Genomic DNA, 13,711 nt, shown 5'->3' on the forward strand with positions numbered 1-13,711 from the left:
GTCTTGGCGACGCCGGGTGAAACACGTTGGTGCTCAGCCCAACGACCGCGGCTCCCAGACGGGTTTGCCGTCGCGGCCCGCCTTTCGTGCCAAGTGGTGATTGCGACCTCGAAGTAGCCGAAGTTGCAACACCGATTCAGTCCAGAACGTCCGGCGTGCGGAGGACGTCCACGTCGAGTGGAACAGCTTCTTGGTCGCCGCCAACGCATCGGGTGACCGCTCGGCGAGTTGTGCTGCCAAATCCTGGGCGGCGCCAACGGGATCGTCGGCAACCGAGGTCACCAGTCCGTACTCGAGGGCGTCGGCACCCGAGAACACTTCTGCCGTCATGGTCAGGCGTTTGGCTACGTCCAGGGGAAGCAGCTCGCGCAGCGTGACGGCGCCGGTCATGTCGGGGATCAGGCCCCACTTGGCCTCCATGATCGAAAGCTTGCAGTCCGGCGTCGTGATCCGGAAGTCGGCAGCCAACGCCAACTGCAGTCCTCCGCCGTAGCAATGGCCGTGCAGCGCAGCGATCACCGGAACCGGCAGCTCGCGCCAGCCCCAGCAAGCCTGCTGAAACAGGTTGGTCTTCTGCCAGGGCAATTTGCCGAAGTTGCGCACGCCGGCCAGCCCGGACAGCTTGGCTCCGGCGAAGTCCAGCCCGGTGCAGAACGCCCGGCCGTCGCCGCGCAGGATCACCACGCGTATCGAGCGGTCACGGGCCAGCTGATCGGGGACTGACGCCAGTGCCTGCAGCATCGGCAGGTCAAGGCTGTTCATCTTGTCGGCTCGATCCAGTGTCACGTGGGCGATGCCGTCGATGACCTCAACGCGGATGCGTTCCTGTTCCATCGCAACAGAATAGAACCAGCATCTGGGGACGTTTTGAGCGTTAGACCTCCGGCGGGAACCAGAAGTCGAGGGTGTCCTCGACGCCGCCCCAGTCGATGCCCAGCCAGTCACCGAAGAAGTCCTCGATGTTGCCGAAGACGCTGTAGAAGGACGCCACCAGCGAGTAGAACAGGCCCTCCCACCAGCCGCTGTCGATCAGTCCGTGGGGCCACGCGTTGAGCCAGGCACCGAACTGGTCGAAGTCGCCGGAGATATTGATGTCGGTCAGCATGCCGTCGATGGTCGCGGCGTGGTTGGCCACCTGGTCGGGGGTGAGCCCCAGGTACATCATGTGCTCGTAGAGGATCCCCAACGCGGAGGTGGAGTTGGGGTCGGCGACCGGGTCGCCGGGGATCGTGTACACCGTCGTCGTGAACGCGTCGGTCGGGGTGTGGACGCCGGACAACAGGCCGGTGTCGAAGAAGTCGCCGGACGAGGAGCCTCCGCCGAGATCCGGTATCGCGGCGCCGGAGCCCACCGGGTTGCCGATGAACACGAAGTGCAGCAGCGACGGGTCGACGCCCTCGTGGGCCAGCTGGGCCATCGCGATCGAACCGGCGGTCGCGCCCTGCGACCAGCCGAACACCCACAGTGGGTGCTCGGCGTCGTAGCCGTCCGGGTTGGCGGCGAGCTGGGCGTGCACCTCGCGCACGATCTCGGCCGCCCCGACGAAGCTGCTGTGGCCCTGCTGAACCAGGGCGGGGGTGGACAGCAATAGCAGCGGCGCGTCACATCCCGCGGAGCCGACCACGCACGCGCCCGCGTCGTCGTCGAGGTCGAAGCCCAGCGGCCGCAGGAAGAGATCGGCCGCGGTCTGGGCGAATGTCGCAGACGGTGTCGACAAGATCGTCGGGCCGACGAAGATCGCGGTATCGGCCAGCAGGCTCACATCGACATGCGTGGCGTGCGCCACGGGAGCGGACAGCACACTGCCCGCCACCGTGCTGGCGACCGCGATCGGCGCCAAGGCCTTGGTCAGCGTCATGGGGCGCCCTTTCGTCACTGGCTTGCCACCTTTCCCAATCATTTGCGAAGCGAGATGTTTCAAACCGTCGGGAACCAGTAGTCCAGGGTTTCCTCGACCCCGCCCCAGTCCAGGCCCATCCAGTCGCCGAAGAAGTCTTCGAGCTTGCCGAAGGCGCTGTAGACAAACGCCACGGCCGAGTAGAACAGGCCGTCCCACCAGCTGCTGTCGGCCAGCCCGTGGCCCCACGCATTGAGCCAGGCACCGAACTGGTCGAAGTCGGTAGAGATGTTGATGGTGGTGAGCAGGTCGTCGGTGGTGGCTGTGTGGTTGGCCACCTGATCGGGGGTGAGCCCCAGATACATCATGTGCTCGTAGAAATCGCCATACGGCGACGTGGAGGTGTAGTCGGCGTTGGGGTCACCGGGGATCGTGTAGATCGTGGTCGGGAAGGCGTCGCTCGGGGTCTCCTTGCCGTACAGCATCCAGCTGTCGGAGAAGTTGCTGTGCGCCGAGCCGTCGTCCTCCATGTGCGGATATTTGCCATCCGGGGCGGTCGGGTCTCCGATGAACACGAAGTGCAGCAGTTCGGGGTCGACGCCGTCGTGGGCCAGCTGGGCCATCGCGATCGAGCCGGCCGTGGCGCCCTGGGAGTAGCCGAAAATCCACAACGGGTGCTCGGCGTCGTAGGCGCCCGGGTTGGCGGCGAGCTCGGCCTGGACAGTCCGAACGATCTCGGCCGCACCGGCGAAGCTGCTGTGGCCGACTTGGATGAGGCCCGGGGTGCTCAGTAGTTGCAGCGGCGCGTCACACGTGCCCGAACCGATCAGGCACGCCGTCGGGTCGTCGCCACCATCGAAGCCCAACGGCCGCAGGAACAGATCGGCAGCGGTCCGGGCGAATGTGGCAGACGGCGTCGACAGGATCGTCGGGCCGACGAAGATCGCGGTGTCGGCCAGCAGGTCGACGTCGGCGTGCAGGTCGACGCCTGCATGCGCCGCGTGCACCATCGGTGCGGCGAGCACACCGCCTGCCACCATGCCGGTGATCGCGATCGGCGCGACGAGCTTGGTCAGCATCGCGGGGCTGTCCTTCACCACGGGCATGCCGCCTTTCCGAATCATTCGTGCACGACAGATCCCGACAGCCATAGCTAAAAATCACACGAGTAAATCGAAAGTTAAACCTGAGGGCGATCATGGCAGGGGCGTTCGGCGCAAGTCAATGGAAGTGCCGCCTGGCCGAACGTGTAGGCAAACGGCATTCTCCTGGAGTGGTATGCCGATTGACGCGTCTACGGCGCGACTGCCACTATTGGCTCTTCAGGATTTCTTCCCTATCTCATACATAAGCCTTAGGAGCCTCGGGCATGAACGCAACCAAGGTTTTCGCGCCGCTTGCTGCCGCAAGCGTGATCGCAGCCGGCGTCGTCGGAACCCCCGTCGTCCACACGGCGCACGCGCTACAGGTAGCCCTGCTGTCGGACACCGCGATCTTCATCGGCGGCACCATGATGCCCACCCCGTCGGCAACATTTGCCCAGACCGCGGCCGATCTGTTCCTGCAGCCGCTGGGCTTCGACGCGGGCGACGACGCGGCGGTGTGCGTGATCGGGGCCGGCGACTGCGACGGCCCGCTGCGAGTGCTGACCACCCCGCAGCTCTTCCTGCAGGGCTACAGCAGTTTCGCCGGTGCGTCCGAGATCGTGCGGGCGGTGCACGCCGAGCTCAACGCAAACCCGGGCACCTACGACGCCGACAACCCACTCTGGATTTTTGGCTATTCGCAGGGCGCCACGGCCAGTTCGATCGCGATGGCGCAGCTGGCCCACGACGGCGTCGACCCCGAGGCGCTGCACTTCGTGTTCATCGGCGATCCGTCGGGTGCCAACGGCACATGGCCGCACACCCTGGGCGAGTTGTCGCTGTCCAACGATTCCTCACTGTTGTTCGGCAACCAGACGCCGAACGACGCGTTCACCACCACCATCTACACGTTCCCCGGTGACCCCGTGGCCGACCACACCGCGCCCTCCATGCTCGGCTTGTTCTGGGAGCACGTCATGTATCTGGGGCTGACCCCGGAGCAGGTCGCCGACCACGTCGCGACCGCCGACGGCCTGATCACCAATATCGACCTCTCCGGTGACATTGACCAGTTCACCGCCTGGGTCAACGCCATGGGCAACGGGCTGGCCGAAAGCGGGGTGTGGGACGCACTGTTCAATTCGCTCGTGCAGTTCGTCTACAACGCCTTCGGGAAGTTCGAGGAGTTCTTCACCGACTGGATGGGCATCGACTGGGGCGGCGTCGAGGACACCCTCGACTACTGGTTCCCGCTGGTCTGATCTCAGCCGGGCCCGACAGGCGCCCTTGACAACCTACAACCAAACGGTTGTACGATTGCCGGGTGATCACGCTCGACGACGACAGGGTCGACGCCCTGTTCCACGCACTTGCCGACCGCACCCGGCGTGACATCATGCGCCGGGTCCTGGCCGGCGAGCACTCCGTTTCAGAGCTCGCCTTGAAGTACGAGATGAGCTTCGCGGCGGTGCAGAAGCACGTCTCGGTGCTGGAGAAGTCCGGCCTGCTCACCAAGCGCCGCAGCGGCCGTGAGCAGTTGGCCAGCGGCGACGTCGCAGCGGTGCGGTCGGTGGCATCCATGCTCACCGAGTTGGAGCAGGTGTGGCGCGGTCGCATCGCACGTATCGACGAACTCATCTCGTCCGACGACACCTAGGAGGTCGCACCATGCCCGTGATCGACGTACAACACGACATCGACGCCCTGACCTTGACCATCACCGCCGACTTCGCCGCGCCGGTGCGGCGAATCTGGCAGGTCTACGCCGACCCGCGTCAGCTGGAGAAGGTCTGGGGGCCACCGACATTCCCCGCAACCATGGTCGACCACGACCTCACGCCCGGCGGCCGCACGAACTACTTCATGACCGGCCCGGACGGCGAGAAGTACGCCGGATACTGGCAGATCGTCGCCGTCGACGAGCCGTGGAGCTTCACCTTCGACGACGGCTTCGCCGATCTGGACTTCAATCCGGATCCCGGGATGCCGACCTCCAGAAACATCTATACCTTCGCCGAGCACGCCGGCGGAACCCGCGCGAGGTACGTGAGTACGTTCGCGTCCGCCGCAGACCTGCAGAAGGTGTTGGACATGGGCGTGATCGAGGGCTCCACCTCGGCGCTGAACCAGATCGACACCTTGGTCGCCTCCTGAATCGCGTTTGACCAGGAGCTCGAGCGGCAATTCCAGCTGTTCGGGCGGCTACAGCCGGCCGCAAGGACCGCAAGGACCCAGCCATGGCCTTCGACCTCACGCCGACCACGGCACAGCACGACCTGGCCCGCCGCGCCCATCAGTTCGCCGAATCGGTCATTCGGCCGGTCGCGCTCGACTACGACCAGCGCCAGGACTTCCCGTGGCCGGTGCTCGAGGAGGCCGCCGCGCAGGGCTTCTACAGCCCACTGTTCTACCGCGACCTGATCGGCGACTCGACAGGCTTATCGCTGCCGATGTTCATGGAAGAACTGTTCTGGGGCTGTGCCGGAATCGGACTGGCGATCGTGATGCCGGCGCTGGCACTGTCGGCGATCGGGCAGGCCGCCACCGCCGAACAGATGCTGCAATGGGCACCGGAATGCTTTGGCACACCAGGTGATCTCAAGCTCGCGGCGCTGGCGATCTCCGAGCCCGAAGGCGGTAGCGACGTCCGCAACCTGCGCACCACCGCCCGCCGCGACGGCGACGACTGGATCATCGACGGCCACAAGATGTGGATCGGCAACGGCGGCATCGCGAACGTGCATGTGGTCAACGCCGTCGTCGACCCGGACCTGGGCCACCGTGGACAGGCCCTGTTCATCGTCCCCGGTGGCACCCCCGGGTTGGAGTTGGTCCGCAAACTCGACAAGCTGGGCTGCCGGGCTTCCCACACCGCCGAACTGCGCTTCGAGCGCGTGCGCATCCCGTCCGAGAATCTGCTCGGCGGGCAGGAAAAGCTCGAGCACAAACTCGCCAAGGCCCGCGAAATACTGGCCGGCGCGCCGTCAACCGGCTCCGCGACACTGGGGACCTTCGAGCAGACCCGGCCGATGGTCGCCGCACAGGCCATCGGCATTGCCCGCGCCGCACTGGAATACGCGACCGACTACGCCACCCGCCGGGAGGCCTTCGGCGGCCCGATCATCGACAACCAGGGCATTGCTTTCCCGCTCGCGGAGGTGGCCACCGCGATCGACGCCGCACGGCTGCTGACCTGGCGGGCATCCTGGATGGCGGCCAACGGAATCGGATTCAATCGCGGCGAGGGATCGATGGCCAAGCTGGCCGCCAGCGAAGTCGCGGTGTGGGTCACCGAACGAGCCGTGCAGACGCTGGGCGGCTGGGGCTATATCACCGACCATCCGGTGGAGAAGTGGTACCGAGACGCCAAGCTGTACACCATCTTCGAAGGCACCAGCGAGATCCAACGGATGGTGATCGCGCAGGCGCTGGGCGCGGCGGTCGGTACCCCGCCGCTGCACGTGGAGATCGAGCCATCCGGCGGGCCGTTGAACCGGATGTTCGGTCGCGGCACGCCGCTGCGTACCCAGGCCGCCGCCGGCGCGCTGGCGATGCAGGACCGCATCCCGGCGCCGGTGCTGCGGGCCGCCATGAAAGTTCTGCGCCCGCCGAGATGACGGATCAGGTCGTCACCGCTAACCCGAGGGCATGGGCCGAAACACCTGTAATGCGCGGTAGCACGCAGTGAATTCCGCTTCCGTGCAAGAGGTGTCGACTTCTCCGTCGTGGGCGATCGGCACCGGCCCGTCGACTGCGGTGAACTGGAATTGCGGGACCCGCAGTTCGTGGTAGAGCCGGCTGCGCTGCAGCCGCCCGGTCAGCAGCGCCGCCAAGATTCGCAGCGTGGACCACGGCCGGCCGGTTTCCAGGATCCGCACGTCCAACAGCCCGTCATCCATCCGGTTCCGCACGGCCGGCGCGAAGCCGTCGGGCTGATACACCGAATTGCCGAGGAAGAACAGCGACGTCTGCAGGGTCTTGTTGTCGTAGCAGATGCGCACCGGCTGTTCGCGACGCAGCGTCATCAGCATGGCGTAGGCGCTGGCCACCGGCTTGCCGAGCTTGCCCTGCAAGCGTTCTCGACGCCGGACGAACGTCGGGTAGGCACCGATGCTTGCCGTATTGATCACGGTGGTCTCGTCGTTGAATCGCACTACGTCTACCCGCGACAGGCTGCCCTCGGCGATGGCCCGGATGGTCTTCGCGGTGGTGTCGCAGCCGATGTCCTTGGCGAAGTGGTTCAGCGTGCCGCCCGGGAACACCGCTAGCGGCAGTTTGCGTTCCAGCGCCACGTGCGCCGCCGTCGCGACCGACCCGTCGCCGCCGGCGATCGCGAGCACCTCGGCGGTATCTGCGGCGCGGCGCAACGATTCGGCCAGGTCGTCGTCAGGGCCGACTTCGACGACGGTGACTGCAGGCAGTGCCTGACGCACCTGCGCGGCGACGTCGCCCGCGCGCCCGTCGCCAGACTCGGGATTGACCACCAACGCCACGCCGGCACCGTCGGGACGTGCGGGGGAGGGGACCTGCAGGGCTGCACTGTGCGGCGCCGGTGGAGAGGCTATGGGCGGCACCAGCTTTGCCCCGACCACCGCGATCGACGCACCGATGCCCAGCCCGGCGAGTACGTCCCCGGGATAGTGCACGCCGGTCGCGACCCGGGACAGACCCACCAGGCCGGCCAGCCCCGCGACGGGCAGCCCCAGCAGGGGATTCTCCAGGCCGACCCCGGCGGCGAACGCCGCCGCGCTCGCGGAGTGGCCGGACGGCAGCGAGTTCGACAGCGGCAGCCGGCGGGCGCGGCGTAGCAGGGGCACCAGCGCGATGTTGGGGCGCGCGCGAGGCCGGATCCGTTTGATCACCTGGTTGGTCACCAGACTGGTCAGGGCCAGGCTGGCCACTCCCCGTGCGGCGGCGCGCTGTGTCGCCGGGCCGCCCGTCGCGGCCATGGCGGCTGCGAGCGCCAGCCACAGTTTGGAATGGTCGGCGGCACGGGTCAGTACCGGCATGGTGGTGTCGAGCAGTCGGCTGGGCGAGTGTGCGATCGCCTCGAACACCTCCGCGTCGAGCTGGCCGAGGCCCTCGGTGACCTGACGTAGTCCGGAACGGCGGCGCGGCAGGGGCGCCATCGGTAGTTGACCCACGGCAGTGATTCCTCCGTCCACCGGCGCCGCCGCCGGCGCCGAATGGCAGCCCTATACCCGTTTCACGGTGGGGAGACTCCCCGCCGCCGCGGTCCATGAGAAACTCTCATCGTTTTCTCCGGTTCATGCGCAGGGCCCCTCGGCGCGAGCGCTCACAGCACCGGTGATCGAGAGGAACCGACTGTGAACGAGCGACCTGGCGCAGTACTGGACCAGCAGACCGGCGCGGGCGCCGGCCCGGGCCTGGGGTGGCGGCCCACCACCGCAGCGGCCGCGTTCGCCCCGGACGACATCGCCGACATCATCGGCTATGTACGCCACCCCGTTCACGTGGTGCGCGAAACGGCCACCGGGATGCTGGGCCTGGCCCTGGGCGGTGAGTTCGTCGGCGCCGGCGAATCGGATTTGTCCCTGGTAGGAACACTGCCTGCGATCTACCCCGAGTGGCTGGGGGACCGCGAATTCTGCGAGGCGCACGGCGTTCGATTCCCCTATGTCACCGGAGCGATGGCCAACGGCATCGCGACGCCGGCGTTGGTCATCGCGATGGCCGAGGCCGGCATGATGGGCTTCTTCGGCGCGGGCGGACTCTCCTACGAGGCGGTGGAGCGGGGGCTGGACGAGATCCAGACCGCGTTGGCCGGCCGGCCCGGGCTCGCCTGGGGAGCCAACCTGATCCACTCACCCAACGAGGTCTCCCTCGAGACCCGCGTCGCCGAGCTGTTCATCGCGCGCGGTGTTCCGGTGGTCGAGGCTTCGGCGTTCATGAAGCTGACGCCGGCGGTGGTGCACTACGCACTGGCGGGGCTGGACACCGATGCGGCCGGCAACATCGTGCGCCGCAACCACGTGATGGCCAAGGTGTCGCGGCCCGAGGTGGCACGGATGTTCATGGAACCGGCGCCGGCGGCGTTGGTGTCCGCCTTGGTGGCGGCCGGAAAGCTGACCGAGCGCGAAGCCGAGCTGTCTCGGTATGTGCCGGTGGCCGAGGACATCACCGTCGAATCCGACAGCGGCGGGCACACCGATAACCGCCCGCTGCCGGCGCTGTTCTCCGAAATCGTCATGCTGCGTGACTCGCTGGCCCAGCAGCACCAGTTGAACTGCCGGGTGCGGGTGGGTGCGGCGGGTGGTCTCGGTGCGCCGCAGGCGGTCGCCGGCGCCTTCGCGATGGGCGCGGCCTACGTGCTGACCGGGACCGTCAACCAGGCCTGCGTGGAGTCGGGGCTTTCGGCGCCCGGGCGCGCCATGCTCGCTAAGGCCGGCATCGCGGACGTGATGATGGCTCCCGCCTCGGACATGTTCGAAATGGGCGTCAACCTGCAGGTACTCAAGCGGGGAACGATGTTCGCCCCGCGCGGCAAGAAGCTCTACGAGTGGTACGCAGGCAACCCCGACCTGGCCAGCGTGGTCGCCAAGCACGGCCCCGAGCTGGAGAAGATCCTGGGCACCACCGTCGCCGAGGTATGGGCGGACACCCAGCGGTACTGGCAGCAGCGTGACCCGGCGGTGCTCGAGCTCGCCTCCAGGGATCCGAAATACCAGATGGCACTGGTGTTCCGCTGGTATCTGGGGCAGTCGAGCCGCTGGGCCATCAGCGGCATCCCCGAGCGAGTCTTGGACTACCAGATCTGGTGCGGTCCGGCCATGGGCGCATTCAACAGCTGGGTGGCAGGCAGCCACCTGGAGTCGTGCGAGAACCGCCAGGCCGTCCAGGTGGCGCTTAACTTGCTCGAAGGTGCCGCCCACGTGACCCGCGCCAGTGCGGCCCGCTCTTGCGGGGTGCCGGTTCCGGCCAAGGCGTTCGCCTACCGCCCGCGGCCGCTGGCTGTCTGACGCGGTCGTCAAATGCGCCCGCTCGGCGCGTTCTAGCTGTTCAGCAGCTCATCAACGTGACATTGTGGCGGATGACTGTAACGCATGCGGGGGTGTGAGCCGGGCATCTTCGGTGTGTGATGGCTGCAACACTCTGATATGGTCCCGGCAGCGTCTGGCCATCGGGATGATCAGCGGACCCCCAGCTGCAACTCACCGTCTCTGATGGCGAAACTTAGGCTTTCGATGCTTTGTGTCAAGGCCGCTCTTAAGGAGACCTGTGGTAGCCAAACATCCACCTGTCGCAGTGGTCGGTGTCAGCGCGCTGTTTCCCGGGTCTGAAGAAGCCGAGCGATTCTGGCGCAACATCGTCGAGGGTGCGGACCTGTTCTCCGACGTACCGGAGTCGCACTGGCGGATCGACGACTACTACGACGCAGATCCTCGCACGCCCGACAAGGTATACGCCCGTCGCGGCGGATTCTTGCCCACCATCGACTTCTCGCCGATGGATTTCGGCATTCCGCCGAACGTGGTGCCCGCGACCGACACCGCCCAGTTGTTGGCGCTGCGGGTCGCGCAGCAAGTACTGGAGGACTACGCCGGCGGCGACATCTCCGGCATCGACCGCGAACGGGTCAGCGTGGTGCTGGGTTCGTCCGGTGGCACCGAGATGTCCGGCTACATGAGCGGTCGGCTGCACCGGCCGACCTGGGAACGCGGCCTGCGCGCAGCAGGACTCTCCGACACCGAGCTGACCGCCTTCAGCGAGAGCGTGGCGTCGGGCTACACCCCCTGGCAGGAGAACACCTTCCCGGGCCTGCTTGGCAACGTCATCGCCGGACGTATCGCCAACCGTTTCGATCTTGGCGGAACGAACTGCGTCGTCGACGCCGCGTGCGCCAGTTCGCTGGCCGCCATTGAGATCGCGCTGCACGAGCTGTACCTGCGCGAGGCCGACATGGTGATCGCGGGGGGCGTCGATGCCTTCAACGACATCTTCATGTTCATGTGCTTCGCCAAGGTCACCGCGCTGTCGCGCACCGGCGACTGCCGCCCGTTCTCCGACCAGTCGGACGGGACCATGCTGGGCGAAGGCCTGTCGATGCTGGCGCTCAAGCGCCTCGACGACGCCGAGCGAGACGGCGACCGGATCTACGCCGTGATCCGCGGCATCGGCACCTCCTCGGATGGCCGGGCCAAGAGCATCTACGCCCCCAGCCCGGATGGTCAGGCCAAGGCCCTGCGCCGCGCCTATGAGGCCGCCGGCTACGGACCGGAGACGGTCGGGCTCGTCGAAGCCCATGGCACCGGCACCAAGGCCGGCGACGTCGCCGAATTCACCGCCCTGCGCCGGGTCTTCGACGAGTCGGGCCGGGCGGACCGTCAATGGTGTGCCGTCGGCTCGGTCAAGTCCCAGGTCGGACACACCAAGGGGGCTGCGGGAGCCTGCGGCCTGTTCAAGACCGTGATGGCGCTGCACCACAAGGTCCTCCCGCCGACTATCAAGATCGACCGGCCCAACCCCGGACTCGAGATCGAATCGTCGCCGTTCTACCTGTCGACACAGACCAAGCCGTGGATCGCCGACCAGAACGTGCCGCGGCGGGCGGCGGTCAGCGCGTTCGGCTTCGGCGGTACGAACTTCCACATCACGCTCGAGGAGTACGCCGGCGCCGGGAAGCACGCGCCGCGCTACCGGTCCTGGGACTCCGAGCTGGTGGTCCTCGGCGCGGACTCCGCGGCAGCGCTGTCTGCGCAGGCCGGGGAACTGGCCGCCTCGTTGATCGACTCGCCGGACATGCTCGGCTACCTGGCACACAGCACGCAGTCGGCGTATGACGCCACCCGTCCGCACCGCCTCGCCATCGTCGCCAGCAGCGTCGAGAGCCTGCGCACGATGCTCGGGGAAGCCGCCGCGAAGCTCCAAACGCCCAGCGGGGAAACGTCATTCAGCTCACCCAAGGGCTACTACTACTCCTGCCAGCAGGCCGGGCCGGTCGCGCTGCTGTTTCCCGGGCAGGGCAGTCAATACGTCGGCATGGGTGCCGACATCCCGCAGCTGTACGAACCGGCTTTGGCGCCTTGGGAGCTCGCGCGCGCGGACCTGCTCAACGCGGACCGCGACCTGCACGACGTCGTCTGGCCCAAGACGGCGTTCACCGAGGAAGACCGGACCGCGCAGGCCGCCGAGCTGACCAAGACCGAATGGGCGCAGCCGGGCATCGGCGCGCACAGCCTCAGCCTGCTGTCGGTGGTCCGCTCATTGGGCATCGCGCCGGTCGCCGTCGGCGGTCACAGCTTCGGCGAGGTCAGTGCCCTGTGTGCCGCGGGGGTGATCAGTGACGACGTCGCACTGCTCATCGCCCGCGCGCGCGGTGCGCTGATGGCCCAGGCCGCCGCCAGCAGCGACGGAGCGATGTGCGCGGTGACCGCCCCCGCCGAAGAGGTCCGCAGACTTCTCGGCGAGTGGGGCCTGTCGGTGGTCATCGCGAACCACAACGCCCCCAACCAGGTTGTGCTTTCGGGCGACAGTGCGGCCATTGCCGATGCCGCGCAGCGTTTCAGCGCAACGGGAATGAATGCGCGGCTCCTCGACGTCGCCACCGCCTTCCACTCCGAGATCGTCAGCTCCGCGGCGGCCCCGTTCGCCTCGTACCTGGCGGGCATTCCGTTCGGTGTGCCGCAGGTGCCCGTCTACGCCAACGCGACGGCTCAGCCGTACGTCGGTGGCGCCGACCAGATGCAGGCCACGCTGGCCAACCAGATCGCTCAGCCGGTGCGGTTCGTCGAGCAGGTGCAGGCGATGTGGTCCGCCGGCGCCCGAACGTTCGTCGAGGTGGGCCCCGGCAGTGTGCTCACCAACCTCGTCGGCAAATGCCTGACCGGCCAGGACCACGTCGCGGTCTCCCTGGATGCCAAGGGCAGAAACGGAATTCGATCGCTGTGGATGGGGCTGGCCCAACTCGTGGCCGCCGGCGTCCCGATGAACTTCGAAGCCCTGTGGGCCGACTACCGCCAGGGTGACGATCCGCGAACCCGTCCGGCGCCCAAGTTGACGATGAAGCTCAACGGCACCAACTTCGGCCGACCCGACATCAACGACGAGCCGGTGCAGCGGCCCTCGGAAGAATTTGCGAAATCCGAAGAATTTGCGAAATCCGAAAAATCCGTGAAATCCACCCCCCGCAGTGACCACAACGGCCACGCGACCGTATCGGAGCCCACTATGACAGCAGCTCATCCGCCCGTTCCCGCGGCGAACGGGTGGCCGGCACATGTCCCGACGCACGTCCCGGTCCCGGTCCAGGCCGCCGCGGTTCCGATGGTGACCTCGCCGCTGATGTCGGGTCCCGGAGCCGAGATGGTGACGCACATGGTCGGCGCGCTGGGCAGCATGCAGCAGACCATCGCCCACCTGCAGGGCCTGCTGCAGACCCTGGTCTCCAGCACCGGGATGACGCCGATGCCGGTCAACCAGCTGGCCTTCCCCACCGCGACCACGGTGGTGCCGGCTCAGCCGGTGGCCGCCTATGGCGTCGCGGCTCCTCCGGCCCCGCCGGCGTTCGCCCCGCCGCCCGCGCCGGCCATGCCCGCGCCGCCTGCGGCTCCGGCAGCCCCGATCAGCGTCCCGCCAGCGCCGGCACCTGCACCTGCACCCGCGGCGCCTGCGCCGGTGGCTGCGGCTGCGCCGGTCGTCACGATGCCGGCACCGCCCGCGCCGGCTCCGGTTGTTGTCGCACCGGCTGGGGTGGCCGTTGCGCCGGCGCCGGCTGCGGTGGCTGTTGCTCCTGCGGCGGCGGGTGTGGATTTGGTCGGGGACATGTTGG

The 13,711-nt window shown here is 67.5% G+C and carries 10 protein-coding genes; 6 read left to right on the plus strand and 4 right to left on the minus strand.

Annotated features, from left to right (window positions below):
* Window positions 1–33: 33 nt before the first annotated feature.
* The 3 genes from ACJH71_RS19050 to ACJH71_RS19060 are packed head-to-tail and all read right to left on the minus strand — an operon-like array spanning window position 34 to window position 2,943.
* The gene (locus tag ACJH71_RS19050) at window positions 34–834 is read right to left on the minus strand and encodes a crotonase/enoyl-CoA hydratase family protein (RefSeq protein ID WP_406759537.1); all 801 of its coding nucleotides are present in this window, start codon (window positions 832–834) and stop codon (window positions 34–36) included.
* Window positions 835–874: 40 nt separating this feature from the next.
* Window positions 875–1,876, minus strand: coding sequence for a PE-PPE domain-containing protein (locus tag ACJH71_RS19055; RefSeq protein WP_406759538.1), 1,002 nt, complete (start codon window positions 1,874–1,876; stop codon window positions 875–877).
* A 41-nt stretch (window positions 1,877–1,917) separates the two neighbouring features.
* Window positions 1,918–2,943: a PE-PPE domain-containing protein gene (locus tag ACJH71_RS19060; RefSeq protein WP_406759539.1), complete on the minus strand. Its 1,026-nt coding sequence runs from the start codon at window positions 2,941–2,943 to the stop codon at window positions 1,918–1,920.
* A 263-nt stretch (window positions 2,944–3,206) separates the two neighbouring features.
* Here ACJH71_RS19060 and ACJH71_RS19065 point away from each other — a divergent pair, with 263 nt between their 5' ends.
* From ACJH71_RS19065 to ACJH71_RS19080, 4 genes are all read left to right on the plus strand, one after another.
* The gene (locus tag ACJH71_RS19065) at window positions 3,207–4,184 is read left to right on the plus strand and encodes a PE-PPE domain-containing protein (protein WP_406759540.1); all 978 of its coding nucleotides are present in this window, start codon (window positions 3,207–3,209) and stop codon (window positions 4,182–4,184) included.
* Between the two features lie 62 nt (window positions 4,185–4,246).
* Complete coding sequence (locus ACJH71_RS19070) at window positions 4,247–4,579, plus strand: ArsR/SmtB family transcription factor (RefSeq protein WP_406759541.1); 333 nt, start codon at window positions 4,247–4,249, stop codon at window positions 4,577–4,579.
* Window positions 4,580–4,590: 11 nt separating this feature from the next.
* Window positions 4,591–5,076, plus strand: coding sequence for an SRPBCC domain-containing protein (locus tag ACJH71_RS19075; protein ID WP_406759542.1), 486 nt, complete (start codon window positions 4,591–4,593; stop codon window positions 5,074–5,076).
* A gap of 83 nt (window positions 5,077–5,159) precedes the next feature.
* A complete protein-coding gene (locus tag ACJH71_RS19080) occupies window positions 5,160–6,539 on the plus strand; it encodes an acyl-CoA dehydrogenase family protein (protein ID WP_406759543.1) in 1,380 nt (459 codons plus the stop codon).
* 18 nt (window positions 6,540–6,557) lie between these two features.
* Here the strand turns inward: ACJH71_RS19080 and ACJH71_RS19085 are convergent, their stop codons facing one another.
* The gene (locus tag ACJH71_RS19085; protein ID WP_406759557.1) at window positions 6,558–8,051 is read right to left on the minus strand and encodes a bifunctional phosphatase PAP2/diacylglycerol kinase family protein; all 1,494 of its coding nucleotides are present in this window, start codon (window positions 8,049–8,051) and stop codon (window positions 6,558–6,560) included.
* Between the two features lie 198 nt (window positions 8,052–8,249).
* Between ACJH71_RS19085 and ACJH71_RS19090 the strand changes: the two genes are divergently transcribed.
* Together ACJH71_RS19090 and ACJH71_RS19095 are read left to right on the plus strand one after the other, a co-directional pair.
* The gene (locus ACJH71_RS19090; protein ID WP_406759544.1) at window positions 8,250–9,902 is read left to right on the plus strand and encodes a PfaD family polyunsaturated fatty acid/polyketide biosynthesis protein; all 1,653 of its coding nucleotides are present in this window, start codon (window positions 8,250–8,252) and stop codon (window positions 9,900–9,902) included.
* Between the two features lie 259 nt (window positions 9,903–10,161).
* On the plus strand, window positions 10,162–13,711 hold a 3,550-nt coding region (locus tag ACJH71_RS19095), incomplete at its 3' end, for a beta-ketoacyl synthase N-terminal-like domain-containing protein (RefSeq protein WP_406759545.1).

This window comes from Mycobacterium sp. SMC-15 (genome assembly GCF_045310925.1).
GTDB lineage: Bacteria > Actinomycetota > Actinomycetes > Mycobacteriales > Mycobacteriaceae > Mycobacterium.